This is a genomic window from Virgibacillus sp. Bac332 (assembly GCF_003667785.1).
GTDB classification, from domain to species: domain Bacteria; phylum Bacillota; class Bacilli; order Bacillales; family Amphibacillaceae; genus Virgibacillus; species Virgibacillus salarius.
In genome coordinates, this window is the sequence record NZ_CP033046.1 from 3,177,300 (window position 1) to 3,195,899 (window position 18,600).

Genomic DNA, 18,600 nt, shown 5'->3' on the forward strand with positions numbered 1-18,600 from the left:
CTCCTAAAAACTTTCACGTTTCTTTAAGCACAAACGTGGTAATACAAAGCAGATAGACAGAACATAAAAATAGGCAGTTTCTATAGAAGTGTAGGATCACTATTACATCCACTTCTATAGAAGCTGCCTGCGTCATTAATGAATCCGTACATCTTCTTTGCTTGTGTCTAATATAGCTTATTTACATAAGTGAGTCAAGAAAATAAGCAAGGTTATGTCGACATTTTTTCGTTACTCGTCTATAATTTGATTAGGTGAAGCGGTATCAAGAGACATGCAAGGAGAGCATGAAGGCAAGCGGCAGAATTTGCTGTAATTACTGTATGAACGATCATGATTAACATCGAAATGTAGTAGATAGGATGAAGTTATTTCCCACCATATTTATCTAAATTTTAGGAAGGGGTACTATTACATGAAAACGGATATAGAAATAGCACAGGAAGCAAAGCTAGAACCGATACATAAAATTGCTGAGAACTTGAATTTAAGTAAAGATGAATGGGAGCCGTATGGACATACAAAAGCAAAGATATCCAATCATCTTTTACATACGTTAAAGGATAAGCCAGATGGCAAAGTTATTCTTGTTACCTCTATTAACCCAACCCCTGCAGGAGAAGGGAAATCCACAGTCACAGTAGGCTTAGGACAAGCCTTGAACCAAATAGGTAAGAGAGCAGTAATTGCATTGCGTGAACCATCATTAGGTCCAGTAATGGGAATAAAGGGTGGTGCAGCAGGAGGGGGTTATTCTCAAGTATTACCAATGGAAGATATAAACCTTCATTTTACCGGAGATTTACATGCTATTACGAGTGCAAATAATGCGCTATCGGCAATGATTGACAATCATATTCATCGAGGAAATGAACTCGATCTTGATCCGAGAAGAATAGAATGGAAACGTGTCATGGATATGAATGATCGAGCATTACGTCAAATCATCGTAGGGCTAGGAGGACCATCAAAGGGTGTTCCGAGAGAAGATGGCTTTACAATTACAGTTGCATCTGAAATCATGGCCATTTTATGTTTAGCAACCGATATAGTAGATTTAAAATCACGATTTGCAAGAATTGTGATCGGCTATACCTATAATGAGCAACCCGTTACTGTGAGTGATCTTAAAGCGGAGGGAGCATTAACGTTACTCTTAAAAGATGCATTAAAGCCGAACCTTGTTCAAACGATCGAAAATACTCCTGCGATTATACATGGCGGGCCATTTGCGAATATAGCGCATGGATGTAACAGTATTATCGCTACAAAAACTGCAGCTAAACTAGGTGATTATGTTGTAACAGAAGCGGGGTTTGGTGCAGATTTAGGTGCTGAGAAGTATTTTCATATAAAATCACGTGTTGGAAACATTGACACTGCCGCAGTTGTTATTGTTGCTACAGTTCGTGCATTAAAAATGCATGGTGGGTTGGCAAAGGATAAGCTTGCCGAAGAAAATCTAGAAGCACTTAAAGCAGGTATGAAAAATCTGAAAAAACATATGGAGACGATTGAAGCGTTTGATGTTCCATTTGTAGTTGCTATCAATAAGTTTCCAACCGATACAGAAAATGAGGTCCATTTTATTGAGAACTGGTGTGAGGAACAACATGTTGAAGTAGCATTGACTGACGTATGGGCAAGTGGTGGATCAGGCGGTATTCAATTAGCTAACAAAATTATCGCTAAGACCGAAAGCAGGAAGAAAAGCTTTAAACCACTATACGAATTAGAAGATTCTATTGAAGAAAAAATTAGAAAAATAGCTCAAACAGTTTATGGAGCGAAGGATATTGAGCTTTCAAAGCATGCATCGAAGCAAATAAAGCTATTTGAAAAGCAGGGATGGAATAACCTCCCAATTTGCATGGCTAAGACACAATATTCACTTTCAGATGACCCTGCACGTGTAGGGAGACCAGAAGGTTTTACGATCACTATTAGGGAACTACGAGCATCTATAGGTGCAGGCTTTATTGTTGTATTAACAGGTGATGTATTAACGATGCCTGGACTTCCTGAAAAACCGGCAGCGCTAAATATGGACGTAACAGCAGATGGAAAGGTGAAAGGGCTGTTTTAATGGAGGCAGCTTTACAGTTAGCAAAGATAAAAGCCTATGTTTTTACTTGTTTTACGGATGATCCTACTGGCCATGATTATTATCATATGGAGCGAGTAGCACGAATGGCTAGAATAATCGCCAATAAGGAGGGCGCAGAGCCATTTATTTGTGAAGCTGCTGCTTGGCTCCATGATATAGGTGATGAAAAATTATTTCATGATTCGATCAAATCATTGAACGAAATGGATGCTTTCCTTCATTCCATAGATTTTACAAAGAGCGATATCAAGGAAATTAGGCAAATTATGAGAAATGTTTCTTTCCGAAAAGGGAGGATTCCAACTACAATGGAAGGAAAAGTCGTGCAGGATGCTGATAGACTGGATGCGATTGGTGCGATTGGCATTGCTCGAACCTTTGCTTATGGAGGTGCAAAAGGGCAACCTATATTCCATGAAACATCGAAGCATACGTCCATCCAGCATTTCTATGATAAACTATTGAAACTGAAAGGGCTGCTTCACACAGAAACAGCCCAAGAAATTGCTAACGAACGTCATCAATTTATGGAAAGATATTTAGAACAATTTTATAACGAGTGGTAAAGGTATTGCTTTACTGTACATAAGCTAAAAAGATATCCATCGTTTGATGGGTATCTTTTTCAGTAAGACTCCCACTTTATGCTATTATTGATTAACTCGCTTTGCGCCAAGGTACCTAGCTTCCCAATAAGGATTAGTTAATTCGCTAATCTCCACGCCATTCGATTCACCTGCATGGATGAATTTTCCGTCACCGATATAAATTCCCATATGGGATGGTCCTGGTTTATATGTTTCAAAAAATACGAGGTCACCGACAGAGCGATTCGAGATGGGAGTGGAAAAATTCCAAATATCACTCACGGTTCTCGGAAGCTGCACGCCTTGTTGTTGATATACATATTGAATAAAACCACTACAATCAAATCCACTAGGTGAGGTTCCTCCCCAAGTATATGGCGTACCAATTTGTGAACGAGCTTCTTGAACTATAGTCGCTCCATCATTGCCTTCTATGCGAACTTTTTTAACTTCCTTTGCTGCTTCCTGCTTTTCTTCAACAGACTCCTCATTTCTTTGCTGCACATTTTCTGACTTCTTCTTTTTTTCTACTGGTGCATTTGAGGTAAGGTAGGTATCATCAATTAAATCCATTTTATGTTCGTCTTCAGCAATTTGTAATGCTTGCTTCGTTAATGGGCCATATATTCCGTCTAATTCACCCTCATAGTATCCAAAGTATTGTAATGACTTTTGAACGATCTTTACTTTTGCGTTGTACATTCCAGGCCGGATCTCATCTGAAAAATTTTCTAACTGATCTATATATTCTTGTTCTTCATCTTTGATTATTGCTTTTAATGTATCCTCGTTAACTTTCCCATTAATCGTTAAGCTATGTTCAGCTTGAAAGTTTTTAAGTGCGTGCTCGGTTAAGATTCCAAATTTACCATCTATATTATTATCAAAATAGGATAATGTATGAAGCTTTTGTTGTAGGATGCGAATAGCTTCGCCATGTTTGCCAAACTCTAGTTGTTCTGATTCGAATAAAAGCTTATTTTGTAGTTCAGGATATGCATCAACATAGGCTACAAGTGGTTGACTTAACACGTAGCCATAAAGTAAAGAACGTTTTACTACGTGCTCTACAGTACCATTTAGCATGCAAATACCCCTTTCTAATTTATGACTGTCTCTAACAGATTTATGAGTATTTAGCATGTTTATGAGTTACGATTGTGTTACAAACGTAAACTCTAAATCTTATTAAGACTGACAATACCTCAAAAATTGGAGTGCGCCTGTTCAAATACAGTATGTTAACGTGATGTGTAAACTGCTTAAAATTGTAGTTTGTGTTACAATTAGTTGGATAGTAGATAGTAAATGGAGGAATAGATATGGTTACAGGAGAAAGGGCATATTTAGATTTATGTAATCACATTTTACATAATGGTACTAATAAACAAGATCGTACAAATACTGGTACCTATTCTGTTTTTGGTCACCAAATGCGCTTCGATTTAGCAAAAGGATTCCCATTGTTAACTACCAAAAAGGTGCCTTTTCGTTTAGTTGCAAGTGAGCTCCTATGGTTTATAAAAGGGGATACGAATATACGATACCTGCTACAAAACAACAATAATATATGGAATGAATGGGCGTTTGAAAAATGGGTTACAAGTGATAGTTATCATGGACCAGATATGACGGATTTTGGTAACCGTTCACAGCTTGATAGCCGTTTCCATGAGCAATATAAAGAGCAAATGTCCATTTTTAAAGAGCGAATTCTCGCTGATGATGCGTTTGCTAAAAAGTTTGGCGATTTAGGAGCTGTTTATGGAAAACAGTGGCGTCAATGGAAGACATCACAAAATGAGGTAATCGATCAGCTTAAAGAAGTAATCGAGAACATTAAGTACAAGCCGGATTCAAGGAGGCACATTGTATCAGCATGGAACCCTGAAGATATACCATCAATGGCTTTACCTCCATGCCATACATTATTTCAGTTTTATGTAGCAGAAGGTAAGCTTTCTTGTCAACTATATCAACGGAGTGCGGATGTATTCCTTGGCGTACCGTTTAATATTGCAAGTTATGCTTTACTTACACACCTAATTGCGCATGAATGTAATCTACAACCAGGTGAATTTGTCCATACCTTGGGGGATGCACATATATATACGAATCATATAAATCAAGTAAAGACACAGCTAAATCGTGAAATAAGAAGCTTTCCAACATTACAATTAAATGCAGAAAAAACGTCTATATTTGATTTCGAACTTTCTGATTTTGAAATATTGGATTACAACCCACATCCAGCCATCAAGGCACCGATAGCTGTGTAAGTAACTGTTAGTTATTAGGAGGACAAAGAATGATATCATTATTATTGGCAATGGATCGCAATCATGTCATCGGTGTAGATAATGATTTACCATGGCGATTACCAAAGGACCTACGCTTCTTTAAGGAAAAGACAGTCAATCAAACTGTCATTATGGGGAGAAAAACGTATGATTCATTAGGACGTAGTTTACCCAACCGTACAAATGTTGTGCTTACGAGAGGGGATAATGATTTCCCTGACGATGTCCAAGTAATTGATAGCTTAGATCATATTAAACAGTGGAGTGAGACCCACCCTGATCAGGAATATTTTATCATTGGTGGTGGAAAAATATTTGAGCAGGCGATGATGATAGCTGATAGAATGTATATTACGTGGATTAATCATTCTTTTGATGGGGATACATATTTTCCTACATTCTCAGAAAAAGAATGGAGGCTTACTTCTAAGGTTAAAGGGGAAAGAAATGATACAAATCCTTACGAATATTACTTTTTACAGTATGATCGAATTTAAGTAGTAGGGAGGAACGAATGGATACTTGTGGGGTAATACTTTCTGGTGGTAAATCTCGGCGAATGGGAACAAATAAGTCTTTATTGAAAATTGGCAATCAAACGGTGATAAATCGTATCTTTTTTGAATTGATGAAGGTGACGAATTGCTTATCCATTGTTACACATCAGCCCCAGCTTTATAACGATTTACCAGCTCGATTTGTAACAGATAGGTATCAAGAAAGTGGACCATTAGCAGGCATAGAAGCAGCGCTTTATTATAATAAAGCGGATGTTTTTATCATCACTGCCTGTGATATGCCGTTTATCCAATATCCGATTTTACAATATATGATAGACAACTTGGAAGACTATGATGGTGTTGTACCCGTTTATCAAACATATATGCATCCTTTAGCAGCTGTTTATAAAAAATCAGTGCTTGAAGAGGTACAAAAGCAACTGGATAAGGGTGAACGAAAAGTTACTGGTTTTTTTGAGGAGATGAATATTCGCTTTATCCATGATTTTCATGGATTCCCACGTGATCAAGTAGAACGTCATTTTTTCAATATGAATACGCCAGAACAATATGAACACGCTAAGACAATGAGACTTGTTTAAGAGAAGAAAAACATGTTACACTAAAAGCGCTTTATACTTAATCATTGAACACGCTATGAATTTTTTTACAAAGGATATTTGTTTTTTGAAATTTTGATTATAATAAGATTAATTATGAAAAGAAGGTGTGAAGATGTTTTCTAGTATAGGTTTTCCTGGACTAATCTTGATTTTAATCATCGCATTAGTAATATTCGGTCCGAAAAAGTTGCCGGAGATTGGTAAAGCGGCAGGACAAACGTTAAAGGAATTTAAAACTTCTGCAAATGAATTAACTAGTGATGTTACAGATGAAATAAAGGAAACAAAAGATATTATTACTGATCAAAAAAGCAGTAAATAACATAAGGGAGTGAAGGGAATGTTCTCAAGTATTGGTGTTCCTGGGTTAATCTTAATTTTAATCATAGCGCTCGTTGTATTTGGTCCTTCTAAACTTCCAGAGATCGGTAAAGCATTTGGAAGTTCGTTAAAGGAATTTAAAAATGCTACGAAGGATATCGTCACCGATGATGATGCTAGTAAAACGGAAAAGCAAACATCTAGTAAAAGCTGATATGCGAAGGTGTAAGGTATAACCCTTGCATCTTCTTTTATGTAGGTACTATGTACAAGGTTTATGTAAGTAGGAGAGTGAAAGGATGCCTAACAACGTATCAATGGATGAAAAGGAAATGAACCTTACAGATCATCTATCGGAGTTAAGAAATAGGATAATAATTATTGCTGTTTTTTTCATTTTATTCTTTATTGGTGGATTTGTGTTCTCCAAAGATATATATTCTTTTTTTCAAAGTGATTTGGACTTTAAATTAACTGTAATAAGTCCGGGTGAAATTATCTGGATTCATTTTACGCTCGCGGGGATAGTGGCAATTGCTTGCACCATTCCAATTTTTGCATTACAGGTTTGGTTGTTTGTTAGACCAGGTTTAACACAGTCGGAAAGGAAAGCAACATTAGCATATATACCTGCCGTCTTTCTTTTATTTATTGCGGGATTAGTATTTGGGTATTATATGTTCATTGAGTTAATTCTTCCATTTCTTTTGTCCTTAAATGATGGAATGTTTAATGAAATGTTCACCGTTGATCGTTATTTTAAGTTTCTTATACGTGTTACGTTGCCATTTGCTGTGTTGTTTGAAATACCAGTAATTGCTATGTTCCTTACTGCTTTAGGAGTACTAACACCGGATTTTATGCGTAAAACGCGTAAATATGCTTATTTAATCCTTGTTATTATCGGAACAATAGTTACGCCACCGGATTTTATATTGCAGCTTGTTGTAGCAGTACCATTAATTATTTTGTATGAGATTAGTATTTATTTAGCTGCTGTTGTGTACCGGCGTAAGCTGAAAAAACATAAAGAATTCATGGAAAGTGATCGTTTAGATGGATGAGGTGAATCGGATTGCGTTCTTTTTATCATTTTTTAATGACATATCGGGGAAAGAAAAATCCAGATGAAAAAAGTCGTTTAGCAGATTGGGCCTTTGCGGATCATTATTTTCCAAAGCACGCGATGGAATATGATGAAATAAGTAGCTACCTTGAATATAATAGCCCATTTCCTACAGCAGTAACCGTGTTTGATGAGCTTTGGGATATATATAGGATACATGAACATGAGAGTCGTTAGAATTGTTTCTAGCGTCTTTTTTTGTGCAATATAAGCTAATTAATTCCTTCATGTCTTTTTTACTCTGCCTCTATATTTTCCTGCACAGTTACGAAATCTCAGTTCACATTCTAATTGGTTGATCTAAGCCATGACAGTCATTAATAAAAACTCCATATATGGTTGTCTCCAGATAAAGCTAACCAGGTATCTTTCATAGACGAGCAATCTAAATCCCCTTAGAAAAGTAATATTAGGAATTGTAACTATAATTATATTGGTAAAATAATATATAATTTACTAATTTTTTGAAAAAATGATTGACTAAACCCATTAACATCATTAGTATGTAATTTATTAAGTACTCTAAATTTTATATGAAAGAAAGGAGGAATATGTTAATAAATTAATTTACATAGTATTCATTCTTCGTAGAGTTCTAATTAACATTGAGTTTACTAGAGATTAAGAAGGAGGACTTGTTATGTACGCTGAATTATTGAAAAACAAAATTCAATTACTAAAAGAAAGTGGACAATATCGTGAATTCGTTACTATTAATCGAATACGCGGTCAATATCCCCTGGCTACGTTAAGTGGTAAAAAGAATGATCAATCCGTTGTTGTCTGGTGTAGTAACGACTATTTGGGTATGTCTCAGCATCCCCTAGTAACCGCAGCTGCTCAGGAAGCTATCCAGTTGTTCGGGGTAGGCTCAGGTGGTTCGAGGAACATAGGAGGAACCCATAAACATTATAATAGGTTAGAATCGTCACTTGCGGATTGGCACAACAAAGAGGCAGCGTTAGTTTTTCCAACAGGCTATGGATCAAATGATGCCACATTACAGTGCTTACTTCGTCTGTTGCCGGACTGCACCATATTTTCTGACGAACTTAATCATGCTTCAATCATTAATGGAATTCGTAGTACTAAGGCTGCCTGTGCAGTTTTCCGACATAATGATGTGAGTCATTTAGAAGAACTACTTGTAGAACAGCCCATTGATCAACCAAAAATTATTGTTTTTGAATCCGTTTATTCCATGGACGGAGATGTCTCTCCAATTAAAGAAATTTGCGACCTTGCAGAACAGTATAATGCTTTAACATTTATCGATGAGGTCCATGCTATCGGTATGTATGGTCCAAGAGGAGCGGGGAAAGCTGCGGAATTAGGAATAGAACATCGTCTTGATATAATTCAAGGAACTATGGCGAAAGGAATTGGTGTTATAGGTGGGTATATTGCTGCATCAAATGAGATAATTGACGTCATTCGATCTTTTGCATCCGGGTTCATTTTTACTACATCTTTGCCCCCATCTATTGTGGCAGCTTGTAATGCCAGTCTTGAGCATTTAAAAGCATCAAATCATGAGAGAGATGTTTTACATAGAAAGACGAAAATATTGAGAGAGGAACTCAATCGTGCGGGCATCCCTATAATGAAATCTAGTGAAACTCATATCCTCCCTGTCTTAATCGGTGAAGCTCAAAAGTGCAAGGATGCGGCAAAGCGCTTACTAGAAAGGCATCGTGTCTACTTACAGCCTATTAACTCACCAACCGTTCCTGTCGGAACAGAGCGCTTTCGTGTTAACGTTACTCCTAATCATACTGAGGAGCAAATCTTACAATTAAAAGATGCTTTGATTGAGGTTTTTAATCATTTTGATATTGTGTTTGTGGAACAGTCAGATGTGACTATGCAATGACTATTTTTATGTACATTTTCTGTCTCCTTGTATGGGGGTTAAACTTTATAGCTGTTAAAATTCAAGGTACACCTATCAGTCTTGAAGTGTCATTAACCTACCGTATTGCAGGGGCTGCGTTGTTATTTGTTATCCTGGCTTGTTTGTATCGGCCATCTGGCCGACCTTCACGCAGGGATACTTTACCCATTATTATATTTGGGGCTTGTAACTTTGCTTTGAGTTATCTTTTATTATATTATGGCACAATCTGGAGTTCTGCAGCGCTGGTGACTCTTATGTTTTCTATGAAAGCTATATTGACTCCTATTGCATTGCGCGTATTTCTAGGGGAGAGGTTACACCTTAGAATACTTATAGGTGGAATAATTGGTATGATTGCAGTATGTATTGTTATTTATCCTCTTTTATCCGAGCAATTTAATCTTGCTCAATTAAAAGGGGTAGGTGTCGCATTACTCGGTACCTTATTAACATCGGTAGGTGATGCAAGTTCAGCACGAAATGCCAACCGAGGAATTAATCCTGTCTACTCAAATAGTTTCGGTGGAGTAGTAGCAGCACTCCTATTATTTATTATTTGTACTTTCCAAGGTCAGGATTTCTACCTCCCAACATCAATTTCTTATCTTGGTGCATTGGTATGGTTAACAGTTTTTGCGTCCTTTGTTGCATGGATGTTCTACCTTAAACTTGTAGAACGAATCGGAGCGTCCTTAAGCAGCTACATGGTAGCTCTTTTTCCTGCTATCGGAGGGATTGCCTCCGTAATAATCGGGGACTCCCAACCAACTTTATACTTATTTTTTGGATGTCTATTCGGTTGTATTGGCGCTGCAATCGCAATGGGGCTTCGCTTTCCTTCTAATAGAAGTGATAAAAAAGTTAAACAGCATCAGTTATACTCTGATAAAAAAGTAAACTAATGAGCTGATTTTATAATTTCCTAAACTGTTAATAAACGAAAGATAATTATTTTAAAATAATTAGGTGGTTACCCCAAAAGTTAGAGTTTATACTGTGTAGCTGATTGGCTGGATTGAGTGCGATATTCATCTATATATAAGGAATAACTAAAGCTTTTTCGTTGTTAGATAATATAATGATAAGCGTATGTGGTTTTCTAGCTTCCTCCTATTTACGCTAATACTAGCATGGAACTGTATGATTTTCCTCCAGTTCGGTATTTTAATCAAACGTTTGTTTAATATTTATTATTTCAGTAAATAAACCAGAATTCGGCAAAAATGGCACTGGATTTAGGGAAACATGTTAGTTTGTGCGGTTGCCCGGGAAATATTTCACTCATATGTATGATATACAGTTCTATAAGAACTACCGCCTACACCTTTTTTCTGGGTTTACGTACAATACTATAAATGATTTAGTTAGGTATAGGGGGTAATGATATGGTATTTCCATCTAATCAGCCAGGTAATTTTCCGTTTAATATGCAGCAAGTAAATCCAGGAAATATGATGTACGGTAATCAATTTCCGAGAGCTTTTCCAGGAAGGGGGTTTCCAGGGGCATCCATACCTGGAGCTCAACAAGCTGGAGGAGGCAATTTACGAAATCTGCTTAGCTTTTTACGACCGCAATCTGCTGCTGGAACAGGTGCTGGATTTTTAAGCAATGGGGTAGGTGGTCTGTCTGGAACATTAAATAATGTTCAACAAGTTTTAAAAATGGTGCAAAGTGCTGCACCGATCGTGCAAGAATATGGGCCTATGGTGAAAAATTTACCTGCTATGTATAGAATGATGAAAGCATTCAATTCAATGGAAAGTGGAGATGGTAATCAAAATGATTCTGATGAACAGTCTACCGAAGAGGATTCCCTTATCGAAAGTAGTGCAGAACTGTCAGAAGATGCATTACAACTGACATCAACGGATCGCGTTTCCGAGCGAAATTCACAGCCTGGTCAGTCTGTTCCGAAGCTGTTTATTTAATTTTTAAGGCTCCCAGCTTGATTTTTTCTTCTATAAAAGGAAAAATAGAAGAAAATGCTGAAAAGGGAATGATATATGTGCGTAATACAACGAAAGAGTTTGCGACTTTCGCTGGGGGTTGCTTTTGGTGCATGGTCGAGCCATTCGATGAACGTCCTGGTATTATCAGCGTAACATCGGGTTATACTGGTGGCACCGTAGAAAATCCTACTTATGAACAGGTTTGCTCCAATACAACTGGCCATGTGGAGGCTGTACAAATTGAGTTCGATTCATCTATAATGCCATATAAAAAGTTAGTTGAAACATTCTGGCAACAAATCGACCCTACAGATCCATATGGTCAGTTTCATGATCGTGGAGAATCATATCAAACTGCTATATTCTATCATACTGATGAGCAAAAGCAGATAGCCGAAGCATCTAAACAAGAATTAGAAAATAGCGGAAGATTTTCAAAGCCAATCGTCACCAAAATACTTCCTGCAAAGCCATTTTATCCAGCTGAGGAAAAGCATCAAGATTATTATAAAAAGCAATCCTTTCATTATAGATTGTATAAAAAAGGATCGGGTAGGGAGGATTTCATAAAGAAAAACTGGCGAAATAAACTTGATAAAAGTAAGTTAAAAAAACAATTAACATCCATTCAATTCCATGTAACACAGGAAAATGGAACAGAGAGACCATTTCAAAATGAATACTGGAATAATGAAGAGGAAGGGATTTATGTAGATATTGTTTCTGGGGAACCCCTGTTTTCTTCTACGGATCAATATGATGCGGGATGTGGTTGGCCAAGCTTTACCAAGCCCATTGATTTGTATCAGTTGAAAAAGGAAATAGATTCGACGCATGGAATGGTAAGAACGGAAGTAAGAAGTAAAACCGCGGATTCCCATTTAGGTCATGTATTTGAGGATGGTCCAAAGGATAAAGGCGGACTTCGATATTGTATAAATTCCGCAGCCATGCGATTTATACCTAAGGACAGGCTAAGGGAAGAAGGGTATGAGGAATATCTACGTTTGTTCGAGTAAACGACAAGTTGACAATATAAATATTATGTAAACTCAAAAAGGGGAGTAACGATTATGATTCATCTAAATTGGGAAGAACGAGAGACAATCAAACGACTAAAATGCGTACATGCTGATGCAAAGAAATTTATTGTGGACAATAAGCTCACACCAGGAAAAGTATATGATGTAAAGAATGAGACGGATGAATTCTACTTTATCATTGACAACAGTGAACGAATTGCTGGATTTAGAAAAGAATACTTTGAAGAGGTAAAATAACAGGGGAATTTCCCTGTTATTTTTATACATGAATACTAATATTTCATAAAAAATGGTATACTAAAGATAATTGGTGTTATCATACTATTCTGTTTTAAATGGAGGGTAATGAATGGAACAAGCAAATTTAACAGAAAAAAAGATTTATTTGGTGCGACATTGTTCAGCTCATGGTCAACATAGAGACTCTCCATTAACAACGAATGGTTTACAACAAGCAAATCAGCTAGCTGAATTCTTTTCGAATTTAGATGAGGAAATTGATCATATTATTTCTAGCCCTTATCTACGAGCAGTCGATAGTATTAAGCCCTTTGCAAATAAAGCTCAACTTACAATACATGTTGACGAGCGGTTAAAAGAACGAATATTAAGTGAAGATCCAATAGACGATTGGCTAGATGTACTGGAACATTCGTTTCAAGAGTTGGATTTTTCACTACCTGGTGGAGAGTCCTCCAATGATGCAATTGAGCGTGCGCATGAAGTGATTGATCAGATGAATTCGACAACTTTTCGTAATATTGTTATTGTTAGTCATGGAAATCTACTTTCTCTATTACTTCACCGATATGATCAAGCTTTTGGTTTTGATACATGGAAAGCAATGCAAAATCCTGATGTTTACACATTGCAATTAGGAAGACAAATAGTCCGACCAGTACAAGTGGATTGGAAATCAGATTTATAGGTAAAGGTTTGCTAATAAAATTCCTAATGTCTCCTCGTATATCTCAGGGAATTGTTCAAACGGCAATGGATTAACACCCGTACCTAATTCAATTGTGAAACCAGGCTTTCTGAATTCTTGGATAAACCAATCCCTATAGCCTGCATAACTGTCAATATATTGCACAGGAAGGTATCCACTGACACGTGCATACTCATTAACAATTTGTTCAGATTCAGGAGGTTCAAGTCCTTCAAACCCCCAATAAATTTCTTCACCTTGTGTATGTAAAGCATTGACAATGGAGAAATTCCTTTCATTGGCCAAATCTGCCATTGTTATTGCTTCCGGCTCAGTCATGGGTTCATAACCTGGGAAATCTCGTGGTTGAGGTGAAGTTGGTTTTCTCTCTACTTCTGTTTCCCAACGTGCAGGATATTGTTTGTTTAAATCCACTCCTTTAATATTTGCTTTCCAATTTGAAAAATTAGTGTTTTGATGATTCATTTCTAATACTTTTGTTTCATAATCTCCTGCAGCTTTTGCTCCATTAATAACGAGATTAACTCCATCAGGATTTACCATTGGCACTACGGATAGTTGAGTCGTTTGGTATAAAGGTAGAGTGAACCTGCCACGAATGGGATTGTGATTGGTTAGCGATAGTGCATACTCATTAATGAATTTCATAATAACAGAAGTAGTTATCCATTCATTTCCATGGAAGGAGCCGTTTAAATGAACGTCGTTTGAACCTCTTCCAATTTGCAACTCTACAATTTCCTTTCCCATTACAGACTTCCCAATGGATTGTTGAAACATAAACGGATAAATAGCTTGTAAGTTATGTAAATCCTGTTGAAACTTTTCATACGTATACTTGTTTAAATCTGTAATAATCGCGGATCTAACTTTCTCTGGAAGTAGAATGGTTTTTCCGATCTGTAAATTCATCGGTTGGATCGTTGGGTTCAATAAAGCAATACTATCTACAGGTATATTATTGGTTATTGCTATTGTCCATAATGAATCATTTGGCTGAATAGAGTAAGTGATCGTACGGTATCCTGGTAGCAATACTTGCATGCCGGGTTGGAGTTGGTTTGCATTTACCCCACGATTTGAATCTTCGACTAGTGGTAACGGAATACCAAAAAGCTGGCTGTAATACCATAAAGTATCCCCTTGGCGAACAGTAATTTCCATTGTATTCTCTCCCTAATAGAACGAATACTAAATCCTATGTTTATATTAGTGAAAAATGTGTAGAATGATGGAATAATCCATAGGAAATTCAACAATATTACTTTTATTTTTCAACTTATATGCGTTATAATAACAATTATATCATAAGCTATTTTGTAATGAGTTTACTGATCGGAAGAAGGAGGAGAGAAACTTGGCATTTATTATTACATCACCTTGTAAAGATGAAAAAGCAGGAGAATGCGTAGAAGTTTGTCCTGTTGATTGTATAGAAGAGGGAAAAGACATGTTCTTTATCGATCCAGATATTTGCATTGATTGTGGAGCTTGTGAAGCTGTTTGTCCTGTTGAGGCCATTTACATGGAAGATGAAGTACCAGAAGAAGAAAATGAATATATTGCATTAAATCGTAAGTTTTTTGAAGAACAATAATGAACAAGCCGTATCCTATGTATTTGTAGGACGGCTTGTTTTCAATTGACATATCATGAATCCTTGAAATACAAGCCTGCTTCCTCTAATGCACGTTTAAGTATAGGTATACTGCTTGGACCTATGCCATGTAGCTTTAGAATTTCGCGCTCCGTATAATCAGAAAGTGTTTCTAGTGTAGTAATGTGTTCATTTTCAAGTGCTCTCCTTGCTGGTGCTACAAGACGTGATAGAAATCCTGTACGTGGTGCTCGTTCTGCCTCGCAAATAGGACAGCTAGGACAATCTGAGCTTTTATAGTATGTATGGCCATTGCTACATGTCCTAAGCGTTTTTTTAGAACGGGTCTTCATCTGTTAATCCCCCTTTTAACGGTAATTGCTTGTCAGGTAAACGTTATAGTATCCATTATTTGCTAAATGGATTATCTATATTAGCTTTTAATAGAAAAGTTTCTATAACCATAATTTTTATGCGTTGACGTCTGATCAATCTGCTCAACGCGAATAACAGGTGTTAATCCGTTTTTTAATGCTTGAATAAACTGATCTACTTGATCCGGGTCACCTTCAGCATCTAATTCGACCGTACCATCCTCATTATTCCTTATCCAACCAGTTATTCCTAATTCATCAGCTTTTTGTTTAGCGGTATATCGAAAACCCACTCCTTGTACTCGTCCACTTATGATAGCATGTGTCCTCAATATCATCACCTCACGTAACATTTATCCTTACATGAAAATTATACACTTAATTATATCATCATTAACTGAATAGAGTTAAATAAAAAGGAGTAGGTAGGTTAATACTATAGATAACTAAGCAATAGGAGTGGGAATATTGACGAAAACACAGATGCCTCCTGAATCACATTCGTTTTGGAGAGAAACATCATTACCGAGCTTTCCAACGTTAGAATCATCTGTACATACAGATGTTGGAATTGTTGGTGGCGGCATTACCGGAATTACTGCTGCATATATTTTAGCAAAGCAAAACATCAACGTAACACTAATTGATGCAGATGTAATCGTAAATGGCACAACTGGTCATACTACTGCTAAAATTACTGCTCAACACGGATTAATTTATGATGAATTAATCAAGCATTTTGGTTTTGATAAGGCTAAATTGTATTATAAAGCTATGATGGAGGCTAAACAATTTATTGAAGATACGATAAAACAGCTGGATATTGATTGTGATTACAAAAAAGAAGATGCTTATATATATACAAATTCTGATCAATGGAAGTTGGATTTAGAGAAAGAAAAGCAGGCGTATGACCAGTTAAATATCGAACATGAATGGTCAAAGGAAATGCCACTAGACATTCCAATTAAGTCTGTTCTGCAAATGAAAAATCAGGCGCAATTTCATCCATTAAAATATTTAAATAAGATGGTTCATGCGTGTAAGGAGCTTGGCGTACAATTTTATGAACATACGACAGCTATCGATGTTGAATATAATAAATATCCATCTATCGTGACTAAAAGGGGACATCGGATCAAGTGTAAACAGGTTATTTGTGCATCTCATTTCCCTTTTTATGACCGAAATAGCTTTTATTTTGCTAGAATGTATACGGAACGAGCTTATATACTGGCTATACAATCAAATAAACCGTTTCCAGGTGGGATGTATATTAATGCGGAGTCACCAACAAGATCGGTACGATCAACCAAGTGGAATGGGGAAGACCTATGGCTAATTAGTGGCGAAAATCATAAAACTGGACAAGGAAAATCAACACGTAGTCATTTTAAAGCATTGCAAACGTTTGCTAACGAATATTTTCATGTGGATCAGATAAAATATCGATGGTCGGCACAGGATATAACTACCTTAGACAAAGTTCCTTATATAGGGCCTATTAAAAAATCAGAAGACGCGGTTTTTGTTGCAACCGGATTTCGTAAGTGGGGGATGACTAATGGTACGGTTGCTGCAAAAATAATTAGCGATTACATCTTGAAGCAGTCAAGTCCATATCACGAATTATTTACACCGTTAAGGTTTAAAGCAGATCCATCCATTCGAAAATTCGCACAAATGAATGCAGATGTAGCAAAGCATATGATTCAGGGAAAGCTTGATAATACTAGAAATAATTCGATTGAATTGGCTAGAGACCAAGCAACTGTAACACGAATTAATGGAAATCGTACGGGTGTATATAAAGATACTGAAAATAATTTGCATGCTGTTGATACAACATGCACGCATTTAGGCTGTGAGGTTGAATGGAATTCTGCTGAGCGCACGTGGGATTGTCCTTGCCATGGTTCCAGATTTTCCTATTCAGGAGAAGTGATCGATGGGCCAGCAAAACAGCCATTAAAACAAATTGATCCATCTAAATTAAATTGAGTTAGAAACTGAATAAAATCGCTATTGGATCTCATAGCGATTTTATTTAATATCTCACTATCTTAACAATACTTAGTTTATGAGATGGAAAATAAATTTTATCTTTGACTTCCTATAATATATATTATGTAAACTAGAATTTTCAAATGAACTAAATATAAAAAAGAAACTTCTCTTTCATTACAATTGGAGTTTGCTCATGCAAGTCGTTCATGTATAATTCCGTACTTCAAATTGTCACACATAATCTATTTGAACATCTTTTTTCTTTAATATATTTCCTATTGCACATCCTTTATTTACGGCCGTAGATCTTCGATTTACTAATTGTATTTGCTCCTCTGCATATCGTAAACTGTACAATTGGCATCTTTCTTGTATCAAAAATTACGTGTCTAACAAAATATTAAATTTATTTTTAAGTATTTGATGATATTGTTGCTCTGTTATTTCTTTTTAGATTTCTTTCCATGCAAGATTTCTGTAAAACTTTGCTTAGTAAGTGCAATATGACCGTGATCAATTAATTTGCAAATAATACTCCCCTTATTTACTGGCGATTCAGGATGCTATATTACCATATTTTGTATATAATTCACTTTTTTGTCATTAATCGCGTTTAAATAAAAAGCATAACCAATAGACCAGGTGTCAGTAAGGTCTGAATCGAGAAAATGCGAGGTTTCCCCATTCTTCCCTTTTTTCATTTCTAATACATGCGTTCCTTTTTCTGTATTCATAAGGAAATAAATTTACTATTTGTAAAATAATGGTATGTAAATCTTCAAATTTCACATTTTCTTTTGGTGTAATTTGTAATTTTGAGAAAAACTTTTTTTGTAATTCAGTTAACACTATATCTCACCTTCCATTTACAGAAAAAATATGCGTTTAAATATATGACAAATAGTATGTACGGTATACAACTTGACACATGTCAGAGTCTGTGTCGCACTAATTATTAGAAGCCGATTTGAATAGAAATCGGCTTCCTGACAGCAATTGATAGAATGGAGAAAGTCCAACCTGCTGAGAGAACATTTAGTTTTTCACCTAGTTGATAATGATCCCCAGCATAAATAGGAACTCTTAAAATTTTATTTTGAGAAGCCAATTCCCACCAATCACCTTGATACGAAAGTGCTTCTTCTTTTGTAGTGGTATTTGCAACAACAAGATAGTTACCATCCACTGAAATAACATAACCAGTTACTAGTTTTTTT

21 protein-coding genes and 2 pseudogenes are annotated in these 18,600 nt (G+C 36.3%); 17 read left to right on the forward strand and 6 right to left on the reverse strand.

Annotation, left to right across the window (positions count from 1 at the left end):
* Nucleotides 1-415 precede the first annotated feature (415 nt).
* Entirely contained in the window at nt 416-2,086 is a 1,671-nt protein-coding gene (locus tag D9782_RS15170) for a formate--tetrahydrofolate ligase (protein WP_121605109.1), read from the forward strand.
* On the forward strand, nt 2,086-2,673 hold the full coding sequence (locus D9782_RS15175; RefSeq protein ID WP_121605110.1) for an HD domain-containing protein: 588 nt from the start codon (nt 2,086-2,088) through the stop codon (nt 2,671-2,673). The genes D9782_RS15170 and D9782_RS15175 overlap by 1 nt, the downstream gene beginning before the upstream one ends.
* Before the next feature lie 84 nt (nt 2,674-2,757).
* Here the strand turns inward: D9782_RS15175 and D9782_RS15180 are convergent, their stop codons facing one another.
* Nucleotides 2,758-3,780, reverse strand: a complete 1,023-nt coding sequence (locus D9782_RS15180; protein ID WP_026681952.1) for a C40 family peptidase — start codon at nt 3,778-3,780, stop codon at nt 2,758-2,760.
* Nucleotides 3,781-4,016: 236 nt separating this feature from the next.
* Here D9782_RS15180 and D9782_RS15185 point away from each other — a divergent pair, with 236 nt between their 5' ends.
* The 13 genes from D9782_RS15185 to D9782_RS15245 all read left to right on the forward strand — a co-directional run bounded on the left by D9782_RS15185 (nt 4,017) and on the right by D9782_RS15245 (nt 13,384).
* Nucleotides 4,017-4,973 carry a thymidylate synthase gene (locus D9782_RS15185; RefSeq protein ID WP_026681953.1) on the forward strand — a complete coding sequence of 319 codons (957 nt, stop codon included), beginning with the start codon at nt 4,017-4,019 and terminating at the stop codon, nt 4,971-4,973.
* A gap of 29 nt (nt 4,974-5,002) precedes the next feature.
* The gene (locus tag D9782_RS15190; protein ID WP_121605111.1) at nt 5,003-5,491 is read left to right on the forward strand and encodes a dihydrofolate reductase; all 489 of its coding nucleotides are present in this window, start codon (nt 5,003-5,005) and stop codon (nt 5,489-5,491) included.
* A gap of 17 nt (nt 5,492-5,508) precedes the next feature.
* Nucleotides 5,509-6,096, forward strand: coding sequence for a molybdenum cofactor guanylyltransferase (locus D9782_RS15195; RefSeq protein WP_121605112.1), 588 nt, complete (start codon nt 5,509-5,511; stop codon nt 6,094-6,096).
* 133 nt (nt 6,097-6,229) lie between these two features.
* Nucleotides 6,230-6,439: a twin-arginine translocase TatA/TatE family subunit gene (gene tatA, locus D9782_RS15200; protein ID WP_026681955.1), complete on the forward strand. Its 210-nt coding sequence runs from the start codon at nt 6,230-6,232 to the stop codon at nt 6,437-6,439.
* Nucleotides 6,440-6,457: 18 nt separating this feature from the next.
* Nucleotides 6,458-6,652 carry a twin-arginine translocase TatA/TatE family subunit gene (locus tag D9782_RS15205; protein ID WP_026681956.1) on the forward strand — a complete coding sequence of 65 codons (195 nt, stop codon included), beginning with the start codon at nt 6,458-6,460 and terminating at the stop codon, nt 6,650-6,652.
* An 85-nt stretch (nt 6,653-6,737) separates the two neighbouring features.
* On the forward strand, nt 6,738-7,502 hold the full coding sequence (gene tatC / locus D9782_RS15210; protein WP_026681957.1) for a twin-arginine translocase subunit TatC: 765 nt from the start codon (nt 6,738-6,740) through the stop codon (nt 7,500-7,502).
* Between the two features lie 11 nt (nt 7,503-7,513).
* Complete coding sequence (locus tag D9782_RS15215; protein WP_121605113.1) at nt 7,514-7,741, forward strand: YozE family protein; 228 nt, start codon at nt 7,514-7,516, stop codon at nt 7,739-7,741.
* A gap of 463 nt (nt 7,742-8,204) precedes the next feature.
* Nucleotides 8,205-9,437, forward strand: coding sequence for a 5-aminolevulinate synthase (gene hemA / locus D9782_RS15220; protein WP_121605114.1), 1,233 nt, complete (start codon nt 8,205-8,207; stop codon nt 9,435-9,437).
* On the forward strand, nt 9,434-10,363 hold the full coding sequence (locus tag D9782_RS15225; RefSeq protein ID WP_026681959.1) for a DMT family transporter: 930 nt from the start codon (nt 9,434-9,436) through the stop codon (nt 10,361-10,363). The genes hemA and D9782_RS15225 overlap by 4 nt, the downstream gene beginning before the upstream one ends.
* A 483-nt stretch (nt 10,364-10,846) precedes the next feature.
* Nucleotides 10,847-11,392, forward strand: coding sequence for a VrrA/YqfQ family protein (gene vrrA, locus D9782_RS15230; protein ID WP_051388355.1), 546 nt, complete (start codon nt 10,847-10,849; stop codon nt 11,390-11,392).
* 131 nt (nt 11,393-11,523) lie between these two features.
* Nucleotides 11,524-12,432, forward strand: a complete 909-nt coding sequence (msrB, locus tag D9782_RS15235; protein ID WP_240455742.1) for a peptide-methionine (R)-S-oxide reductase MsrB — start codon at nt 11,524-11,526, stop codon at nt 12,430-12,432.
* Between the two features lie 54 nt (nt 12,433-12,486).
* On the forward strand, nt 12,487-12,693 hold the full coding sequence (locus tag D9782_RS15240) for a DUF6501 family protein (RefSeq protein ID WP_026681961.1): 207 nt from the start codon (nt 12,487-12,489) through the stop codon (nt 12,691-12,693).
* A 112-nt stretch (nt 12,694-12,805) separates the two neighbouring features.
* The gene (locus tag D9782_RS15245) at nt 12,806-13,384 is read left to right on the forward strand and encodes a histidine phosphatase family protein (protein WP_121605115.1); all 579 of its coding nucleotides are present in this window, start codon (nt 12,806-12,808) and stop codon (nt 13,382-13,384) included.
* On the opposite strand, the gene D9782_RS15250 is transcribed toward D9782_RS15245, so the two are convergent.
* Nucleotides 13,379-14,569, reverse strand: a complete 1,191-nt coding sequence (locus D9782_RS15250) for a M14 family metallopeptidase (RefSeq protein ID WP_121605116.1) — start codon at nt 14,567-14,569, stop codon at nt 13,379-13,381. The genes D9782_RS15245 and D9782_RS15250 overlap by 6 nt on opposite strands.
* A gap of 193 nt (nt 14,570-14,762) precedes the next feature.
* Between D9782_RS15250 and D9782_RS15255 the strand changes: the two genes are divergently transcribed.
* Nucleotides 14,763-15,002, forward strand: a complete 240-nt coding sequence (locus D9782_RS15255; RefSeq protein WP_021291327.1) for a ferredoxin family protein — start codon at nt 14,763-14,765, stop codon at nt 15,000-15,002.
* A gap of 53 nt (nt 15,003-15,055) precedes the next feature.
* On the opposite strand, the gene D9782_RS15260 is transcribed toward D9782_RS15255, so the two are convergent.
* The gene (locus D9782_RS15260; protein ID WP_121605117.1) at nt 15,056-15,355 is read right to left on the reverse strand and encodes an RNA polymerase alpha subunit C-terminal domain-containing protein; all 300 of its coding nucleotides are present in this window, start codon (nt 15,353-15,355) and stop codon (nt 15,056-15,058) included.
* Nucleotides 15,356-15,435: 80 nt separating this feature from the next.
* Entirely contained in the window at nt 15,436-15,729 is a 294-nt protein-coding gene (locus D9782_RS15265; protein ID WP_226983514.1) for an acylphosphatase, read from the reverse strand.
* A gap of 115 nt (nt 15,730-15,844) precedes the next feature.
* On the opposite strand from D9782_RS15265, the gene D9782_RS15270 reads away from it, so the two are divergent.
* Complete coding sequence (locus D9782_RS15270) at nt 15,845-17,377, forward strand: FAD-dependent oxidoreductase (protein WP_318279833.1); 1,533 nt, start codon at nt 15,845-15,847, stop codon at nt 17,375-17,377.
* 387 nt (nt 17,378-17,764) lie between these two features.
* On the opposite strand, the pseudogene D9782_RS15275 reads toward D9782_RS15270, so the two are convergent.
* Nucleotides 17,765-18,114 (reverse strand): annotated as a pseudogene (locus D9782_RS15275) (arylamine N-acetyltransferase); the annotation flags it as partial.
* Nucleotides 18,115-18,338: 224 nt separating this feature from the next.
* A pseudogene (locus D9782_RS15280) lies at nt 18,339-18,587 on the reverse strand (DUF3221 domain-containing protein); the annotation flags it as partial.
* Nucleotides 18,588-18,600: the final 13 nt, after the last annotated feature.